General features: G+C 45.0%; 21 protein-coding genes. 19 read left to right on the top strand and 2 right to left on the bottom strand.

Annotated features, from left to right (window positions below; genetic code table 11):
* Nucleotides 1–28 precede the first annotated feature (28 nt).
* From ACYQ4O_RS04685 to nagZ, 19 genes are all read left to right on the top strand, one after another.
* Entirely contained in the window at nucleotides 29–508 is a 480-nt protein-coding gene (locus tag ACYQ4O_RS04685) for a peptidase associated/transthyretin-like domain-containing protein (protein ID WP_460174897.1), read from the top strand.
* Nucleotides 505–789 carry a hypothetical protein gene (locus ACYQ4O_RS04680; RefSeq protein ID WP_460174896.1) on the top strand — a complete coding sequence of 95 codons (285 nt, stop codon included), beginning with the start codon at nucleotides 505–507 and terminating at the stop codon, nucleotides 787–789. Before ACYQ4O_RS04685 ends, ACYQ4O_RS04680 begins: the two co-directional genes overlap by 4 nt.
* 158 nt (nucleotides 790–947) lie before the next feature.
* A complete protein-coding gene (locus ACYQ4O_RS04675) occupies nucleotides 948–1,208 on the top strand; it encodes a hypothetical protein (RefSeq protein ID WP_460174895.1) in 261 nt (86 codons plus the stop codon).
* Entirely contained in the window at nucleotides 1,192–1,707 is a 516-nt protein-coding gene (locus tag ACYQ4O_RS04670; protein ID WP_460174894.1) for a hypothetical protein, read from the top strand. Before ACYQ4O_RS04675 ends, ACYQ4O_RS04670 begins: the two co-directional genes overlap by 17 nt.
* The gene (locus ACYQ4O_RS04665; protein ID WP_460174893.1) at nucleotides 1,682–4,393 is read left to right on the top strand and encodes an autotransporter outer membrane beta-barrel domain-containing protein; all 2,712 of its coding nucleotides are present in this window, start codon (nucleotides 1,682–1,684) and stop codon (nucleotides 4,391–4,393) included. Before ACYQ4O_RS04670 ends, ACYQ4O_RS04665 begins: the two co-directional genes overlap by 26 nt.
* A 369-nt stretch (nucleotides 4,394–4,762) precedes the next feature.
* A complete protein-coding gene (rpmF, locus tag ACYQ4O_RS04660; protein ID WP_066591541.1) occupies nucleotides 4,763–4,951 on the top strand; it encodes a 50S ribosomal protein L32 in 189 nt (62 codons plus the stop codon).
* A 473-nt stretch (nucleotides 4,952–5,424) separates the two neighbouring features.
* Nucleotides 5,425–6,411 (top strand): beta-ketoacyl-ACP synthase III, encoded by a 987-nt coding sequence (locus tag ACYQ4O_RS04655; RefSeq protein ID WP_460174892.1) that lies wholly within the window; start codon nucleotides 5,425–5,427, stop codon nucleotides 6,409–6,411.
* A gap of 10 nt (nucleotides 6,412–6,421) precedes the next feature.
* Nucleotides 6,422–7,366 (top strand): ACP S-malonyltransferase, encoded by a 945-nt coding sequence (gene fabD, locus ACYQ4O_RS04650; RefSeq protein WP_460174891.1) that lies wholly within the window; start codon nucleotides 6,422–6,424, stop codon nucleotides 7,364–7,366.
* Between the two features lies 1 nt (nucleotide 7,367).
* Nucleotides 7,368–8,132, top strand: a complete 765-nt coding sequence (gene fabG, locus ACYQ4O_RS04645; protein WP_308513907.1) for a 3-oxoacyl-ACP reductase FabG — start codon at nucleotides 7,368–7,370, stop codon at nucleotides 8,130–8,132.
* Nucleotides 8,133–8,331: 199 nt separating this feature from the next.
* Complete coding sequence (gene acpP, locus ACYQ4O_RS04640) at nucleotides 8,332–8,571, top strand: acyl carrier protein (RefSeq protein WP_066591548.1); 240 nt, start codon at nucleotides 8,332–8,334, stop codon at nucleotides 8,569–8,571.
* A gap of 28 nt (nucleotides 8,572–8,599) precedes the next feature.
* Nucleotides 8,600–9,826 (top strand): beta-ketoacyl-ACP synthase II, encoded by a 1,227-nt coding sequence (fabF, locus tag ACYQ4O_RS04635; RefSeq protein WP_308513906.1) that lies wholly within the window; start codon nucleotides 8,600–8,602, stop codon nucleotides 9,824–9,826.
* 135 nt (nucleotides 9,827–9,961) lie between these two features.
* Nucleotides 9,962–11,755, top strand: coding sequence for a translation elongation factor 4 (lepA, locus tag ACYQ4O_RS04630; protein WP_460174890.1), 1,794 nt, complete (start codon nucleotides 9,962–9,964; stop codon nucleotides 11,753–11,755).
* Nucleotides 11,756–11,767: 12 nt separating this feature from the next.
* Nucleotides 11,768–12,658 carry a signal peptidase I gene (gene lepB, locus ACYQ4O_RS04625; protein ID WP_460174889.1) on the top strand — a complete coding sequence of 297 codons (891 nt, stop codon included), beginning with the start codon at nucleotides 11,768–11,770 and terminating at the stop codon, nucleotides 12,656–12,658.
* A gap of 11 nt (nucleotides 12,659–12,669) precedes the next feature.
* Nucleotides 12,670–13,350, top strand: coding sequence for a ribonuclease III (rnc, locus tag ACYQ4O_RS04620; protein ID WP_308513903.1), 681 nt, complete (start codon nucleotides 12,670–12,672; stop codon nucleotides 13,348–13,350).
* 12 nt (nucleotides 13,351–13,362) lie between these two features.
* A complete protein-coding gene (gene era, locus ACYQ4O_RS04615; RefSeq protein ID WP_308513902.1) occupies nucleotides 13,363–14,262 on the top strand; it encodes a GTPase Era in 900 nt (299 codons plus the stop codon).
* Entirely contained in the window at nucleotides 14,255–14,953 is a 699-nt protein-coding gene (gene recO / locus ACYQ4O_RS04610; protein ID WP_460174888.1) for a DNA repair protein RecO, read from the top strand. Before era ends, recO begins: the two co-directional genes overlap by 8 nt.
* A gap of 4 nt (nucleotides 14,954–14,957) precedes the next feature.
* Complete coding sequence (locus tag ACYQ4O_RS04605; RefSeq protein WP_308513900.1) at nucleotides 14,958–15,479, top strand: DUF805 domain-containing protein; 522 nt, start codon at nucleotides 14,958–14,960, stop codon at nucleotides 15,477–15,479.
* Complete coding sequence (acpS, locus tag ACYQ4O_RS04600) at nucleotides 15,476–15,877, top strand: holo-ACP synthase (RefSeq protein ID WP_308513899.1); 402 nt, start codon at nucleotides 15,476–15,478, stop codon at nucleotides 15,875–15,877. The genes ACYQ4O_RS04605 and acpS overlap by 4 nt, the downstream gene beginning before the upstream one ends.
* Entirely contained in the window at nucleotides 15,870–16,940 is a 1,071-nt protein-coding gene (gene nagZ / locus ACYQ4O_RS04595; protein WP_308513898.1) for a beta-N-acetylhexosaminidase, read from the top strand. Before acpS ends, nagZ begins: the two co-directional genes overlap by 8 nt.
* Here the strand turns inward: nagZ and ACYQ4O_RS04590 are convergent.
* Both ACYQ4O_RS04590 and ACYQ4O_RS04585 read right to left on the bottom strand, forming a co-directional pair.
* Nucleotides 16,932–17,354, bottom strand: a complete 423-nt coding sequence (locus ACYQ4O_RS04590; RefSeq protein ID WP_460174887.1) for a putative toxin-antitoxin system toxin component, PIN family — start codon at nucleotides 17,352–17,354, stop codon at nucleotides 16,932–16,934. The two genes, nagZ and ACYQ4O_RS04590, sit on opposite strands and share 9 nt — an antisense overlap.
* 75 nt (nucleotides 17,355–17,429) lie before the next feature.
* The gene (locus tag ACYQ4O_RS04585) at nucleotides 17,430–18,419 is read right to left on the bottom strand and encodes a malate dehydrogenase (protein ID WP_460174886.1); all 990 of its coding nucleotides are present in this window, start codon (nucleotides 18,417–18,419) and stop codon (nucleotides 17,430–17,432) included.
* Nucleotides 18,420–18,746: the final 327 nt, after the last annotated feature.

The following is an 18,746-nucleotide window of genomic DNA, read 5'->3' as shown; positions in this document are numbered from 1 at the left end:
CAGGGGAGGGGCCAACCAAGGAAATTCTATGCTTAAAAGAACACTGCTAATGTCCTCGGGCGCTTTAGCGTTGCTGGCGCTTAGCGGATGTGCCTCTGTTTTTTCTTCTTCGACTCAGTTGGTGGAAATTGAAACCAATCCTTCGGGCGCTTCCATCATGATTACAAATCGCAGTGGAGAAATAGTCTACAAAGGCCTTACACCATTTAAGGAAGAGCTTACAAAAGCCAGAGGATTCTTTAAAGGTGACGATTATTCAATTCATATCGAAAAGGGCGGTTATCGCGCAGCAGACCTGACCCTCACTTTCCATAACAACGCTTGGTACGTCTTTGGCAATACCTTTAATGGATTTTTACTTGGATGGTTGCTTTTTGATCCGAAGACAACTCATCTATATCGGCTGGATCCCGGAAAAGTATCTATTGATTTAACGCCTCTTGAAGCCCAGCTGAATATTTCTTCGGAACCTCAAGAAAATAAATCCAAGAGGAGGGAACTCAAATGAAAAAAATTCTGCTTCTTGTGACGGTTTTAGTTGTGTCCGGCTGTGTTCATTCTCCAAAGCAGATGGGGATTGCAGAAATAGAGGATGGCCAGTTTCAAATTTCGGCTATCAGCGAAGAACATTGGTCAGGAGATTTTCTGACTGTAGAACTCTTAAAGAATGCAGAGGACTTCTGCATTCAGAAGAACCAAAAATTTGAGCGCATAAGCGTGAAAAAAGAAGACGAAAGACGTTTTAGTTACTCGAATTCCACTGTTGTTTTTAGGTGCATTCCTCAGTGACCTGTTTATTTCCCACATACAGTCCGTGACTGTCGCAGCTCGATACCCTCAGGCTGTGAGTTCTGAGGTTCGTCAATGCAATGGGATGCAGACGAACCTTGCTTTTCTTTTCAACAGATTTCGAGTTGAGTTTTCCAGATATTTTTTCAGAGAAGGCAATGATGAAAAATACTCAATTTAAACTTTCAGGCACCGCGGTAGCTGTGTGCTTGGTACTGATGCAAATTTCCTCTCCAGTCTATTCAAAAATTATTTTAAATGAAAAGAATTTTATGACAGGAAGCTATACGGCAAAATGGAACGCAACAACATTAACCTATAACATGCCGGGGTCCTGGTATAACGGTACGAATTGCGCACAAACAGAAATTAGCGTTGAACTACCGGAAGGGACCATTTTTTTTGCCTGCTGCCAGTAGAGTAATTAATAAACCACTGGCTCAGGTCGCTGGAAGTACATCGGCTGTAACGGCGCAGTCTGTCACTATACAAAATCCATTAAAAACTCTTCGTTGGGAAGATTCAACTGGGAGTGCCGGCATCTTTAATATGACTATTAGTTCCAAAGCTATGAGAGCTGAGCAGAAGATCCAATCGGCAAACATAGAAGAATTGCAATTAGTCAACTACTCCAAGAAAAATGGTTTTGATTACAACTGCTTCTTCAAAACCGTTGGCTCATCAGTTTTCAATGCAAGCCAGGAAATAGCAGGCATAGAGGAAAACACACCAATAAATATAGGGACTATTTCATTAGTTAAATCTAAAACTGACTCTACGCCGATTGCAGGGCAGGGAGTAGGATTCTATTTATCTACTTCGAACGGTGCTGACAAATCTTATTCCATAGTTCAAAAATTTTCGGGAACTATAGAAAATCTTGGTACGGAGGATGGCAGAATGTTTGCAAGAAATTGATGAAATTGAGAAACTATTTGCAACTAAGACCGGAGTTGTTTTTAACGTAGGGACTGGTTCCCAAACTCAGAAAATTTCTAGAATTGGGACTATTAATGTCTCAGCTCCGGACAATAAGTACCGCATTATCGCTGGTCTTCTTAACCATTCTAACGTATGGATAAATGCCGAAACTTTAGAAACCGGAGGACAGTTCATAGGTCTTCGGGATAAAGTTGTAGTTGAAGGAGTACCTTCCGCGACAGGGACGGAGCCGGTGGTTGTCGGTTCATATACAAAAGCACCATTGGTGGCTGCAGTCGTAAACTTGGGAGGTAGACAAACAATTACCTCTCTGAATGAAGGTGAGGGCTCCCAAATTATTGTTGGTAATACGGGTGATAAAAAAGGTTTCGGGGTTGTAGTCACTCCACATTTTCAATATGGAAATGTGTCAGCCGGCAAAGGAGCAACCGTCACTGAACTAAAAGGAACCTTTAGAGTCGACGGAGGTGATGTCGCAGTTTTGGGACATCGATTTGTAAATGATGTGAATACAAAGAGTAGTTGGAGTTTGGTTGCCGACGGTGGTGTCACTCTAAAACTGACTCCGACAGAGTTGGGAAATCAACTTACTCTTGGGAAAAATTCAAATTTATATGTTTCTCCAAAAACGGCTGCTAATGGCTACACGGGTTCTTTTCTAGCCTCCTATGATGCAGCTACCGGGTTGGGAATCGCAGATAAAAATGCTTTAGAACATTTTGTTTTAGAGGCAGGTTCATCCGATAAACCTTATGTTATTTCGTTCGAAGAGCCTAATTCTTACGCGTTTGTTGACGGAACGTTCAAAGGGAATGCCGTATTTGAATTCAAAGCGGCAATGGAGGCTGAAGGTACCGGAGGATATGCCCTGAAGGTTACTAAGAACCCCGTTGTTATTAAAAACGTCAGCCCTGGAAGCAGCATTAACTTCCTTGTCAACTATGATGTAGACAAAGGAAGTAAGGTGGCTGTAGCCCAAGAGCCCGAAAGATCGGTGAATGATTTTGCTCACTTGTATTTGCAAAAGGCAGAAAATTCACGAATTTTGGTTAAGGATGTTGCTAACCACTTAATTATTGGAAAAGATGCAGTAGCAAATCTTTCAAAAAATGATCTTGTTAACCTAGCTTTATACGACAAAGTCAATAAAATCGGTATTCAGGAGAATGTTCTGAATGCGGCAAATGTTGATAATGTTGGAGCGACTTCTGACCGTTCAGTACGTGGCACAGTAACCATCAATGTTGCAGAAGGAATTTTGATTCCTGCACAGAGTTATGTAGGTGACTTTTACTTAGAAAATTCAGCCAACGTAGGGGTGGTTCCCGAGGCAATTAAGGGCATTAACGACGATATTAGAAAATCTTTGTATGGGTTAGAAACAAATATGGTTGACCCGGTTGAAGCGGCTGCCCAACAAGCGAAAGTTCAATCAAGTACAAGGATGATGGCAAGAGCTAGGACGGCCCCAACAGATGGACTCGCTTTATACGCTGCAAACGTTGATGACGAAGATAAAGAGACGGTTGATACCGTACTTGACTCTTTTGGCGCAACAGTTCAAGCGCAAACCACTAGTCCATCGGTATTAAAGGCACAGACTGTTTCTGCGCAAGATGGCGTTCCGCAGAAGAGCTGTGAAGAATTAGGAAACTGTCCCAAAGATGATCCCGCAGATAACCCAAAAGACAGTCCCTCTCAAGATAAGCCATCTCACGACATATCTACTCCCAGTCCATTGCCTATGCCTGATGGGAAGACTTCAACCATGGCTTCTTTAGAGTCAGTTGGTATTGCAAACTACTTTATTTGGAGAGAAAACACTGAAACCCTTTCTCAGAGAATGGGAGAGGTCAGAATGACTCCTGAGTTGGAGGGTATGTGGGTCAGAGGAATCGCTGGAAAGAATAAATACACAAGTTCCGGCAATTATCTGAGTAATAAATACTACGGCATTACCTTAGGACTAGACAGAAACATTGGAGGAGCCTTTGGCTGGACCGTCGGCGGCTCTTTTGAATATATCCACGGTGACGGAAAATTAGCTAATTCCGGGAAAGGCAAGAATTGGTTAGGAAGCGTGGCTCTTTACGGAACTAAGCAATTTGAAAATGCAGGATATTTTGATGTCATATTCAAAGCTAGTCGGATGAATAATAAATTCACGGCCATTTCCGATCAGTATCGCTACATAAGCAAAGGCTCTTATCATACGTTCGGCTATCAAATCGGAGCAGAATACGGTAAACAGTTCTTCTTAAGCGATAGTTGGTTCATTGAACCACAACTGCAGCTGACTTATGGACGTGTTAATTCCGTTACCTATAAGACCGATACTGGGGTGAAGGCCAAGGTTAAGAGGGTAAATAGTTTAATAGGCCGAGTCGGCCTTCAGACAGGATATAGAAGCGAAAATGCTCAAACTTTCGTCAGACTATCAGGTTTAAGAGACTTTACGGCTAAGTACAAAGCGGATTATTCTTTGGGCCCGGTTAAAAATCAAAGCAACGTCAGTCTGAGGGACACCTGGGGCGAAGTTGTTGCTGGCACATCTGTTAATTTCGGTAAGAATGTGAAGGGATTTGCACAGGTAAAACGCTCCTTTGCAGCAAAGGTCAAACAAGAGTACCGAGCTGACATTGGTCTAAGAATAGTGTTCTGATTCTCTTGCCTATAAATTAAAGCCTTCCATTTTTCTAATTCTTGCTCGGAATAATGGAAGGCATTTTAAGAAGTAGAATAAGCGAAAGATTAAATGATTTGACTTGAGGAAGGCTCTCAGCGAATGCGGAAGAGCTCGGTACTCAAAGCGGCATAAAAATTTTGTTACTGTAAATTAGAAGGCGTAATGCACTTCTCCTTTTTACATAGTAACGTCATTCTTTCCATAGGAATTTTATCTACTCAATAGTTATCTCACGCTCTAAGTTGTTTGATAGCTATTTTTGATGTAAAATCCGCAACTTTCGTATGGGCGAAAAAGGTTTTCTTTACTCGCTTAAAAATTATTTTTAATTCGTGGGGTTTAACCATGGCTGTTCAGCAAAATAAAAAGTCAACAAACAAGCGCGGGAATCATCGTGCACATGATTTCCTTACAAATCCTCCACTTGCTGTCGAACCGACAACTGGTGAAGTTCATCGTCGTCATCACATCTCTGCCACAGGTTTCTACCGTGGTAAGAAAGTAGTTGCAACTAAGGCTGGCGACGAAGAATAAGTTTCTTAATTAGCACTCGCTCGGCCCCACGTCGGAGAGTTTGAGACTCATTGAGTTAAGCTAATTAACCGAAAAAAATGGCAGTAGTGGAAGATTTTCTACTACTGCCATTAGTTTATTTCGGCTTTCTTGAGCACTGTGCTCTTCGACGAAAATTGTCTGACAAGGTGGAAATAAGTCAAACAAGTGATTCCAATTGCCTTACTCAAGGATGATCTTGGAAGAGGAAGATAAATCTCGTCACGGACTGATAATTCTGTCTGTTATCGGCTTTGTTACTTTATTTAGCAATTTAAATTTAGCGACTTTTAGGCCGTTTTGCGAAGTTATAGCCAAGTTAGCAACAGCTGCACTAATTTAACGTTAACTTCTCTCAATTGTTTGAGTGCAATGACAAATTGGGCTTTTTGAGCTTCTTTTCAGACCAAAGATTGTTGTAACCTTACGGCCAACGATTTAATAGGATTTCCAAATTGGAACAAACAGTTTTTTCAAGAATTCTTTCTACCGGCAGCGCTCTGCCTAAGCAATGCGTGTCTAATAAAGAACTCGCTGAAAGATTAAGTGTCGAAGGTGTCGAAACAAGCGACGAGTGGATTAAAACTCGTACCGGAATTGAACAGCGCTATCTCGTCTCTGAGGGAGAAACGACGGTAACTCTTGCTGTCGAAGCCGCAAAGTCGGCGTTGTCTAAAACAAATCTTTCTCCTGAAGATATCGATTTAATCATAGTTGCTACAACAACCCCTGATAATATCTTTCCGAGTTGTGCTTGTCAGGTTCAAGCGGCTCTCGGATGTTCTAATGCAGCTGCTTTTGATTTGCAGGCCGTCTGCTCCGGGTTCGCTTATTCTCTCTGCACTGCAGACTCTATGATCAAAAGCGGAAACTTCAAAAAAGTCTTGGTAATCGGTTCCGAATCTTTATCGCGTATCTTGGATTGGCAGGACCGTACTACTTGCGTGCTCTTCGGTGACGGAGCAGGGGCTGTTATTTTGGAAGCGTCCTCTGAGCCGGGAATCCTTTCTTACACAATGAAGGCTGACGGAGCCCTTGGAGAAAAAGTTCTCCGCGCAGACGGAAGAATTGAAAACGGAAAACTTGTCGGAAATCCGTACATTTTCATGAACGGTAAAGCCGTATTTAAGGCAGCCGTCGAAAAAATGACCGAAAGCGGCAGGGAAGTTCTGGAAAAAGCCGGTTTGAAGCCCGGTGATGTCTCTCTGTTTGTCCCTCACCAGGCAAACTTGAGAATCATGAGCATGGTCACCGATAAGCTCGGAATCAACCCTGAGAATATGATGGTGAGCGTCAACTCTCATGGAAACACTTCAGCAGCCAGTATCCCGTTAGCATTAGATAAAGCTGCTTCCTCAGGCAGAATCAAAAGAGGCGACATACTGTTGCTTCAAGGCGTTGGCGGCGGATTTACTTGGGCCAGCGTTCTGTTGAAATACTAAGGAGAATAACTTGAGTACAAAATTTGCATTTGTATTCCCGGGACAGGGAAGTCAGGCAGTAGGAATGTTGGATTCCTTAAAGGACGAACCTGTCGTCCAAGAAACTATGCAGGAAGCTAACGAAGCCCTCGGATTTGATTTAAATAAATTAATCGCAGAGGGACCTGCTGAAGATTTAAATCTAACTGTCAATACTCAGCCCGCTCTTTTAGCCGCAAGTATTGCAATGTACCGTTATTACTTGGCGTTGGGCGGCAAAAAGCCTGAAGTAATGGCTGGACACAGCCTCGGCGAATACACTGCTCTTGTTGCGGCCGGTGCTTTGGATTTCAAAGAAGCTCTGAAATTGGTCCGCTACCGTGCAGAACAAATGCAAAAAGCCGTTCCGGTTGGACAAGGTTCTATGGCTGCCGTTCTCGGATTGGCCGATGATGTAGTTAAAGATATCTGTGCTAAAGCTTCCGACCTCGGCGTTGTCGAAGCAGTCAACTTCAATACCCCGGGTCAGGTTGTAATCGCAGGCGAAGTTGAAGCTCTTAAAAAAGCCATGCAGCTTGCAACTGAAGCCGGTGCAAGACGCGCTCTTCAATTAAAAGTTTCCGGTCCTTTCCATTCCAGCTTAATGAAGCCGGCTGCCGATGCGCTCAAAGTCCGCTTGGAAGAAGTAGAAGTGAAAGCTCCGAGCATTCCGGTTTTGCACAATATTGACGTTAAAACAAGAACTGACGCAAAAGACATTAAAGAAGCTTTGGCAGCGCAGGCCGCCAGTGCCGTTCTCTGGGCAGAAACCGTCAGAGAAATGGCTAAATTGGGCGTTACTATGATTTATGAGTGTGGCCCTGGAGCTGCTTTGAGCGGCATGGTCAAGAGAATTACTCCTGACGTCAAGGCAATGGCTCTAAACAGCCAAAAGGCCTTGGCTGAAGCAGCAGAACAAACAAAGGAACAAAACTAAAATGACAAAATCTATTTTTACACCCAATGCATTAGAAGGGGAAACTATCGTAGTTACCGGTGCTTCCAGAGGTATTGGAGCTGCGATTTTTGAAGCTTGCCTGAAGGCGGGAGCTACCGTTATTGGGACTGCGACATCCCAATCCGGAGCTGAAAAAATTACAGCTAAGGCCAAAGAACTTGGATTAAAGGGCTGCGGCAAGGTTTTAAATATTGCCGACAGAGCCCAAACCGATGCATTTGCAGCCGAAGTCGAAAAAGAATTCGGTGCAGTCAGTGTTCTTATCAATAATGCCGGTATTACCAGAGACACTCTTGCTCTCAGAATGAAAGACGAACAGTGGGATGCCGTCATCGAAACGAATCTCACCGGCACTTTCCGTTTGACCCGCTGCTTCTTGAAAGGCATGATGAAGGCTCGTAAAGGCAAGATTATTAACCTCTCTTCTATCGTCGGTATGATGGGCAACGCCGGACAGGCTAACTATGCCGCTGCAAAAGCCGGCTTGATAGCGATGAGTAAGTCTATCGCTCGTGAGCTCGGCGCCCGCGGCATTACCGTTAATTGCATTGCTCCGGGATTTATCGCCACAGATATGACCGACGCTCTTTCTGACGATCAGAAGAAAGCTTTGTCTGCACAGATTCCTTTGGGTCGACTCGGAGCGGTCGAAGACATCGCTAATACAGCCGTTTTCCTTGCTTCTGATGCCGCTTCCTATATCACCGGACAAGTGATTGAAGTTAACGGCGGAATGCGCATGTAAAAAATTAAAGAATCCTGAGCCTGAAGTCGGCCGTACCCGATTTCGTAAATGGAGGGTTGTAATTGCGGAAAGGCCGATCAGTTTATAAACAAGAATGGCCTTTTTGAGTAGTACAAAGCTAAATAGGCTCTGGTAAAATAGCAAAATTAGGCCTTATGAAGGCAAACCATATTTTTTTATAAACCAATAGAGGTAAAAAATGGACAATATCGAACAACAAGTCAAAAAAGTCGTTGCAGAACAGTTGAGCATTAACGAAGCAGACATCAAAGATGACAGCGCTTTCATCGCAGACCTCGGTGCTGACTCTCTCGACACAGTTGAACTCGTTATGGCTTTGGAAGACAACTTCGGTATCGAAATCCCTGACGAACAACAAGAAAAAATCCAGACAGTTCAAGACGCTATTGACTTCATCAAGGCCAACAAGAAGGCCTAATTATTAGAAGCACCTCAAGGAGAGTTGAATGCGTAGAGTTGTCGTAACCGGCATCGGCATGGTCAGCCCGCTGGGAAATGATGCAAAAACCAGCTGGGAAAATGCTCTTGCCGGAAAATCCGGCGTTTCAAAGATCACTCAATTTGATGCCTCCGCTTTCGGCTCTCAGATTGCCGGTGAAGTTAAAGGCTTTGAAGTAGAAAAATACCTTCCCGCAAAGGAAGCAAGACGTTTCGACAGATTCATTCATTTCGGCGTTGCTGCCGGTTTGATGGCTCTGGAAGACAGCGGACTTGTTATCGACGATGAGTTGGCTTTGCGGGCCGGATGTGCCATTGGCAGCGGGATCGGCGGTTTGCCGGAAATCTGCCGCAACTATCAGATGTACATTGATAGAGGCGCTAGAAGAATTTCCCCGTTCCTGATTACCGGCAGTATCGCCAATATGGTCTCCGGACAGCTTTCCATCATGAAGAACTTGAAGGGCCCGAGCGTAGCTTACTCTACGGCTTGCACTACCGGTCTTCATAGTATCGGAGAAGCGGCCTGGATGATTAAGCGCGGAGATGCCGATGTCATGATCGCCGGCGGCGCAGAATCTACCGTTTGCGTATTAGGCGTTGGCGGTTTCGACTCAATGCATGCCTTATCCAGAAGAAATGACAGCCCTGAAACGGCTTCCAGACCCTTTGATAAGGATAGAGACGGTTTTGTCCTCGGTGAAGGTGCCGGTGTCGTGGTTCTTGAAGATTACGAATCTGCTAAGAAACGCGGGGCAACTATCTACGGTGAAATTTTAGGCTACGGCCTCACTGCTGATGCTCACCATATCACCACGCCAAGTTCCGACGGTCCTCGCCGTTGCATGCTCAACGCCATTAAACAAGCCGGTATTAATCCCGATGAAATTGATTACTTGAACGCTCACGGTACTTCTACCGTGGTGGGAGATATCAACGAAACAAAGGCGATTAAGGAAGCTTTCGGCGACCACGCTAAGAACATGGTTGTCAATTCGACAAAATCCATGACCGGACACCTTCTCGGAGGTGCCGGCGGTATTGAAACCGTATTTTCTTTGCTCGCACTGAAAAATCAGGTTTCTCCTCCGACAATTAATATTTTTGAGCAGGATCCTGAGTGCGATTTGGATTATTGCGCTAATACGGCTCGAGATATGAAGATCCGTTATGCCATGAAAAATTCTTTCGGATTTGGTGGAACGAATGGTTCTTTGGTGCTCGGCTCCGTATAACTTAATTACAAAAATGTAGTTTGTTGGGGTACGTTTTTAGGACGTACCCTTTCGCATTTTTTCGAACAACTTGTCCATATGGATTCAATCTGTTTTGGATCCATCCGGACAAGTGGCTCAACCGAATAGAGAGATATGCAAAATATTAGAAATTTTTCCATCATTGCTCATATCGACCATGGGAAATCTACACTGGCTGACCGCTTAATCCAGCGATGCGGCGGACTCTCAGACAGAGAGATGGAATCTCAGGTTCTCGACTCGATGGACCTGGAAAAAGAACGTGGAATTACGATTAAAGCCCAAACGGCTTCTTTAAATTACAAAGCCAAAGACGGCAAAACCTATCAGCTCAACCTGATTGATACCCCGGGACACGTTGACTTCAGCTATGAAGTCAGCAGATCCTTGTCTGCCTGCGAAGGCGCCTTATTGGTGGTGGATGCTACCCAAGGCGTGGAAGCTCAGACCGTGGCTAACTGCTACACCGCCATAGAACTCGGTGTTGAAGTTCTGCCGATTCTCAACAAGATGGATTTGCAAAGTGCAAATCCTGACGAGGCAAAAGAAGAAATCGAAGAGGTGATCGGCCTCGATGCTACCGATGCCGTTGAAGCTTCGGCTAAGACCGGTATGGGTATCGATGAAATCTTAGAAAGAATTGTCGAGAGAGTCCCGGCTCCTAAGGGCGACCCGGATGCACCTTTGCAAGCATTGATTATCGACTCCTGGTATGACAGCTACGTTGGTGTGGTGATGCTCGTCAGAGTCGTTAACGGCACAATCAAGCCTAAAGATAAAATCAATTTGATGGCCACGAACGCTAATCACTTGGTTGAGCAGGTCGGTGTATTCACTCCGAAATCTCAGACAAGAAATGAATTGACGGCAGGGCAGGTAGGCTTTGTTATTGCGGGCATCAAAGAGCTCAAAGACGCTCGCGTGGGAGATACCGTTACTTTGGCTCAAAAACCGGCCTCAGCGCCTCTTCCGGGCTTCAAAGAAGTTAAGAGCCAGGTGTTTGCCGGTCTCTATCCTGTTGAATCCAATCAATACGAAGCTTTGCGCGATGCATTGACAAAACTCCAGCTCAACGATGCGGCTTTGCATTTTGAGCCGGAAGTCTCTCAGGCTTTAGGTTTCGGCTTCCGCGCAGGTTTCTTGGGCTTGCTTCACATGGATATTGTGCAGGAGAGATTGGAACGTGAATACAACATGGATCTCATTACGACGGCGCCTAGCGTAGTCTACGAAGTGCTGATGAGAAACGGCGACGTTATCCACGTTGAAAACCCGTCCAAGCTTCCTCCCGTCGAAAAAATCGCTGAAATCCGCGAGCCAATCGATGCCGTTACAATTTTCGTGCCGGATGAATACGTTGGTCCGGTTATGACCCTCTGCAACCAAAAGAGAGGCGTTCAGCTCGATTTGGCCTACCACGGCAGACAAGTCCATCTTCATTACGATTTGCCTTTGGCAGAAATTGTTCTTGATTTCTTCGATAAGCTCAAGTCCTTGACCCGCGGTTACGCTTCTATGGACTACGAGTTCAAAGAGTATCGAGCAGCCGATGTTGTGAAGATTGATATTTTGATTAACGGAGACAAAGTAGACGCGTTGTCCTCCATCGTTCACCGAGCCAACTCGGTGGCCAGAGGCCGTGAAATTGTCTCTAAGATGCGCAGCATTATTCCTCGTCAAATGTATGACGTGGCAATTCAAGCTGTTATCGGCGTTAACGTCATTGCCCGTGAGAACGTTAAGGCTTTGAGAAAGAATGTTTTGGCTAAGTGCTACGGCGGCGATATTACCCGAAAGCGTAAATTGCTCGAAAAGCAGAAAGCCGGTAAGAAACGTATGAAGCAGGTCGGTACGGTGGAAATTCCGCAGGAAGCCTTCCTTGCCATCCTTCAACAAGACGACAAATAGTAAGAGTTAGAAATGAATTTTGCACTGATTTTATTTATTTTGACAGTGGTCACCGGCTGCTTCTGGCTGCTGGATGTATTCGTACTGGCTCCGACCAGAAAAAAGGAAGCTCAGGATGAATTGAGAGCTTTTGATGCTGATAACGCTGAAGCTTTAAGAAGAGGCGAAAAAACGGTTGAAGCTGCTAGAAATGCCATTTTGATTCGTGCCAAGGAACGTCCTCGCTGGTTGGAATACACAGCAGGATTTTTCCCGATTATTTTCTTTATTTTCGTTCTCCGTTCTTTCCTCTTTGAACCGTTCAGAATCCCGAGCGGCTCCATGATGCCGACCCTGGAAACAGGAGATATGATTCTGGTCAACAAATACACTTATGGTCTGCGCGTTCCTGTCTTGAATACCAAGATTTTGGACGTTGGTGAACCTCAGAGAGGCGATGTTGTCGTGTTCAAGTATCCGCCTAACCCGAATATTGACTACATCAAGCGTGTAGTCGGCTTGCCCGGCGATAAAATTTCTTATATCAACAAGAAATTAGAAGTCAACGGCGTTCCTGTCCCATTGAAAGATGACGGTACATATTTTGATGAACACAAGATGCAGGAACTTCTTCAGAGCGAAGAAAAGCTCGGAGAAACAACTCATAAGATTCTGACAGACAAATACACACCGTCAGGAGCCTACGCTCTTCCGACCCATACTGATCCGAAGGCTTGCCAGTACGTTCCGGGCGGATTGGTCTGTACCGTACCTAAGGACAAGTACTTTGTTTTAGGCGATAACCGTGATAATTCTGAGGACAGCCGTTATTGGGGCTTTGTACCGGAAAAGAATCTCGTAGGCAAAGCCTTTATGGTTTGGCTCAACGTCTCTAAACCAAGCAGAATCGGTTTCTTTGACTAAGGAGGAAGAAAATGCTTCCATTAGAAGAATTGGAAAAAAGAATCGGGTACACCTTCAAGAATAAAAAATACTTGAAACGGGCTGTTACCCATCGTTCTTTTTCCTCCGAGCACAATGAAAGACTGGAGTTTTTAGGTGACTCAGTCTTGGGATGTGTCATTGGCTATGCGCTTTTTCAGAAAGAGGATCACTTTAATGAAGGTTCTCTCTCAAGGGTTAGAGCCAATTTAGTCAAAATGCAGACCTTAGCTGAAATCGGAGAGAAAATCGGCGTCTGGGAATTCCTCTGCGTAGGCGAGGGTGAAATGCACCAAGGAGGAAACAGACGTCCGTCAACGATGTCTGATGCAGTTGAGGCCATATTTGGGGCGATATTCATCGACGGAGGCTTCGAACAGGCGCAAACTGTCATTATTCGATTGTATGAGCCGATGTTAAGCCAATTAACTGCAGCCACTCTCGGTAAAGACGCCAAGACAATGCTTCAGGAAGTCTTGCAAAGCAAGCATCTTGGGCTTCCGTCTTACGAGGTCGTTGATGTCAGAGGCGCAGCCCACGAACAAGAATTTGTTGTCGAGGCTGTGATTTCCAAGCTTGGCGTGGTTACTACCGGCGTGGGAAGATCCCGTCGCCAAGCAGAACAGGAGGCCGCTCAGAAAGCTCTAACGACCGAAGCCATTAAGAATTTATAAAGGCTTTAAGTTATGACAGAAAAAATTGAAGACTTTCGCAGTGGATATGTTGCAGTAATCGGACGCCCGAATGTCGGTAAGAGCACTTTAATTAATGCTCTTGTCGGCGAGAAGGTCAGCATTACAAGCAAGAAACCTCAGACCACCAGAGACAGAATCATGGGCGTCCTTACCACGGAAGATGCACAGTACATCTTCGTGGATACGCCGGGATTTCAGACAAAACACTCCTCCGAACTTCTCAACAGAATGAATAAGTCTGTCAAGAGCAGCTTGTCTGATGTCGATGTTGTTGTCATGGTTATAGAATCCACCGGCTGGAAACCGGAAGATGAAGAAGTCTTGAAGCTGCTTCCTCACGATGCCAAGAATGTAATTCTTGCTATTAATAAGACAGATGAAGTCAAGGAAAGCGAAGTGATTTTGCCGTTGATCCAAGAATCAATGAAGAAATTCCCATTCGCTGACGTTGTTCCGGTTAGTGCTGAAAAGAACCGCCAGCTTGATGTTCTTCTTCAAGTCATCAGAAAATTCCTTCCTGAAGGCGATAAGCTCTTCGAAGACGATATCTATACCGATAAGTCCCCGCGCTTCTTGGCAGCGGAAATTATTCGTGAAAAGGCTTTCCGTTTGCTCGGTGATGAACTTCCTTACGGCGTTGCCGTCATGATTGACAAATGGGAAGAAAACGATCAAGGAGCCAGAATCTTCGCTACCTTGATTGTTAACCGCGAAAGCCACAAAGGCATTGTCATCGGAGAAAAAGGTTCCAAACTCAGGGAAATCTCCAGACTTGCCAGAGAAGATATTTCTGCAATGTTAGGCAAAAAGGTATATCTTGAAGTATGGGTTCGCGTCCGCAAAGGTTGGGGTGACGACGCAGCCGTACTGAAATCACTGGGATATGAATAATCAAAGAGAGCCGGATAATCGAGTCAGCCATCAGCCTGCGTTTGTTCTCCACACTTACCCGTGGAAGGAGACCAGTTTAATTGTTGAGGCTCTGACCAGAGACTACGGCCGGCTTTCTTTAGTAGCCAAAGGGGCAAAAAGGCCCATGTCGCAATACCGCGGTATGTTGTGTCCTTTTTGCCCTCTTGCTGTTTCTTTCAGCGGAAAAGGTGATATCAAAACACTGACAAAGTGCGAGTGGCACGGGACGCTGATGCTTCCGGACACTGTTTTGATGTCGGCTTTTTACATGAATGAAATTCTGGTGCGTCTTCTGCCCAAGAGGGAACCGGTTCCAAAGCTGTTTCATTCTTACTTCACAACCTTAAGGAACTTAGCGGATAAAAATAAGCCGCATGTGAGTTTGCGAATTTTTGAGCTGGATTTGTTGGAAACTCTAGGCTACGGAGTACCTGAGCCTAGGGAAGGCACTAATTACCAGTTTGTCCGCGGCGATTGGATTCAAAGCGCGCAAACCCCTGAGTCTACAGGGGTTGCATGGGGTACGCTGGCAGCAATGCGGGAACGCAGGATTCAAGAAGGAGCCCAAGAAAAAGAAGTTAAGGGTATTATTCGGGACGTGATTTCTTTTTATTTAGACGATAAACCTGTGAATACTCGCAAAATATTAAGCGAGCTGAAGAAGTTTTAAATTTATGCGTAACCCGACTCCCGGAAAAAATCCATTTGAACTTGGTTCTTACATTGACCGTTTCCCTTTAGTTTTTCAATGGCTCTACATCGATCTCAACCGTGATTTCTTTAAATTAAAAGGACGCACCGGTGTCTCCCGTTTCTGGGCGATGTATATCTTTTCGTTTATTTTTCTAGGCATCGTTTACTGGATTTGCGAAAAACTTGCCACGACGGTAATCGTGTATTTTTCGCTTCTCCTTATCGGATGGCTTTACGTAGCGATTCCCTGTGCCTCTATTGGCGTCAGACGTCTTCACGATATGGGCAAGCCCGGCTTTTTGTCCGTATTTCCGCAGTTCGGTACTTTCTTTATGACCATTTGCGTGGCATTCCAAGAAATTCCGGCGCTTCCAATTACTTTGGCCGTGGTGGCAATGTCCGTGATTCCGTTGATCTTTATGTCGTTGCCGGGCGAGAAAAAAGCAAATAAATACGGTAATCCATGCAATGACAACGTGGATGTGCTGAAGGAGCTCAATTGATAACCGGCATTGGATGTGATGTTGTGGAACTTGAAAGGATTGAGAAAGTTCTGCAAAGACACGAAAAGGCTTTCTTAGAAAAGGTCCTTAGTTCTTCCGAGCTTGAGACCTACCATAAAAGAAAGGCCGGAAATTCCAAGAGAGGTTTGGCTTTTGCGGCTTCCCGCTGGGCAGCAAAAGAGGCATTCTCCAAAGCTTTAGGTACGGGAATACGTGACCAGGTTAGGCTCACGGACATTTCTGTAAAGAATAACGAACTCGGCGCTCCTTATTTAGTTTTCTCCGGAGAGCTTAAAGAGTTAGTGCAGAAAATGGGGCTCGACTGCTTCATTTCGCTCAGCGATACTGATAAAGTCTGCATGGCTGTTGCCGTGTGTGAAAGGAAAAATAATGGATAAAGTTGAAAGACCGTTAGGTCCGTTAGTGGTCGATATCAGCGGAACGACGCTGACCAACGAAGAAATTAAAACCCTTCAGCATCCTCTTGTCGGGATGGTCATTCTATTTACCCGAAACTTTGAAAATATCGAGCAGCTTCGAACTTTAACCCATGATATTCATGCTTTAAGGAATCCGCCGCTGTTGATAGGAGTGGATCATGAAGGCGGAAGAATCCAACGATTCCGTCAAGGATTTACTCAGATTCCGTCCATGAAGTCTTTAGGTGAGCTGTATGACACCGATCCGCAAAGAGCCCATGCCTTGACAGGCGCCTGTGGTCTGGTTATGGCAGCTGAGCTTCGTGCATGCGAAGTTGACTTTACTTTTGCTCCATGTTTGGATTTGGACTACGGACAAAGCACCGTTATCGGCAACCGTTCTTTCCACAGAAATCCGAAGGTTGTCTCCATTCTTTCCACGGCTTTAATTTGCGGTATGGCAGAAGCCGGGATGGCCAATTGCGGCAAGCATTTCCCCGGTCACGGCTATGCCAAGGCAGATTCTCACATTGAATTGCCTGAAGACGACAGACCTCTTTCTGATATCAGAAGCAACGACGAAGCTCCTTATCAGTCTTTAGGTACGCTGCTGACTTCCGTTATGCCTGCACACGTGGTGTATCCGCAAGTAGATTCTTCGCCAGCGGGCTTCTCTAAGAAGTGGCTCAAAGACGAGTTAAGAGGAAGGTTAGGCTTTAACGGCTTGATTTTTAGCGATGACCTTTCCATGAAGGGCGCTGCAGAAGTCGGAGATATTACGGCGCGCTGCGAGGCAGCTTTGTCTGCCGGATGCGATATGGTTCTAATCTGCAACGATCCGGAAGGAGTTTCAAAAGTACTGAGCAACCAGCGTTGGATTAGAACTAAACTCTTTGATGAAAGACTCGGACGCCTGCAGCCTAAAGGCAAATTCCCAAGCAGAGAAGGGTTGGTGTTGAGTTCAAATTATCAGGCTTGCGTAAAGCTTATCAATGACTTTAACGCTGAATTAGCCAAGAAGGATTCGAATCAATCAATCTGACAGCTTACAGAAAGTTGTGAATTCATCGGGCCTCCTAAACTTTATTCTGAGTTTGGAGGCTTTTCTTCGAAGTCTCAGAATATCTTTGTCTTTGCTGATGAGATAACTCGGAGCAACCGAGCCTGCCAAGTCAATGAATTTTTGATCTAAAGGATCGCGGCACTTTAATGACGATGGCGACGGAGACTCAAAATTGATGCTGGCGGCAGACCAATTGTCCAAGATTTCAGCCCGAGACGCGTTTCCTTTAGAAAACTCTTCCCTATCCAAGACGTGTTTAAGTTCGTCAATAGTAGCGGTGTTTCTATAGAAACTGGCTCCTGCTTTTTCCAGCTGATTAAATAAGCTGACAGCAGTTTTGTTCTTAAAGAAGTAAACATCCAGAATAAAGTTTGTGTCTAAAACTACATTCATTTTGTTCCTTCCTTTATTTCTTTTCTTCTCAAAGACAAAGCCCGGGCTGAGCCGGGCTTTGTGACAATGAATTAATTAAGCTTTGGCGATGAGCTCATCTACAACAGCTCTTTCTGCTTCCAGAGCTTTAACGTTCTGAAGAATATGTTCGCGTTCGAAGTCTGTCAATTGAAGACCTTTAACAACTTCGTAGTCGCCGTTGTTGCAGGTTACCGGCATCCCGAAGCACAAGCCTTCGGGAATACCGTATTCGCCGTTGGAGGGAACTGCCATCGTCTGCCATTTGTCGCCTGTGCCTAAAACCCAGTCATGGATATGGTCGATAGCGGCATTAGCGGCGGAAGCTGCGGAAGAGTGCCCGCGGGCTTCGATAATTGCGCTTCCTCTGGAAGCTACTGTCGGGATGAAGTAGTCGAGATACCAGTCAGTCGGGATCAAGTCTTCAGCTTTCGTGCCGGCGATCAATGCGTTAGTGATATCCGGATACATGGTATTGCCGTGGTTGCCCCAAACACAGAATTTTTCAATATCTGTAACTTTGCAGCCGGTCTTTTGAGCCAACTGAGTCAAAGAACGGTTGTGGTCCAATCTCATCATGGCTGTGAAGTTCTTCGGATTGATGTCCGGAGCGCACTTACGGGCGATGTAGGCATTCGTATTAGCAGGATTTCCGACAACTAAAACTTTAATGTTTCTGTCAGCATAGTTGTTGATGGCTCGGCCTTGTTCAATGAAAATCTGAGCGTTGGCATTGAGGAGGTCGGAACGGTTCATATCCTTAGTTCTGGGACGGGCGCCGACTAACAAAGCGATTTGTGCGTCTTTGAATGCTTCTTTAAGGTCAGGAGTTGAAGTAATGCTGTTAAGCAATGGGAAAGCACAGTCATCTAATTCCATCTTGACGCCCTTGGCGGCTTTCATAGAGCTTTCTGTATTTCTTTCAAGCATGCACAGATCAACAGGCTGATCCATACCGAGCATATCTCCGGCGCCGATTCTAAATAAAAGAGAATAGCCAATTTGGCCGGCTGCACCGGTCACAACAACTTTGACAGGTTTTTTCATTTGTGAAGCATCCTTTTTCTTAAATTCGTTGGATAATCTATTAATAATAAAACGCAATCCGATCAAAAAAGAATGTTGAGATAAATTAATTAATGTGCTCTCCAGGACGAGTGAATCGACCGTGTCCTATCCAATAAAACAAAACAGCCTGAAGAAAATTACACCTCCTCTGTCTTGCATTATTTAATTTTCTATTTTTCAATGATGTGCACCTTCTTGGTAATAAATCGTATTTTTCAGATATTGAGAAAACGCGAGGAAGCACCGTCTTTGAAGAACGCATTTTGCTCGTTTTTGCTCCAAAGAAGAAAGATAGGAACGAAGTAA

It is taken from the genome of Turicimonas sp. TL08, from assembly GCF_054660695.1.
Note: the sequence above shows the minus strand (reverse complement) of the source record. Positions and strands in the feature narration are given on the sequence as shown.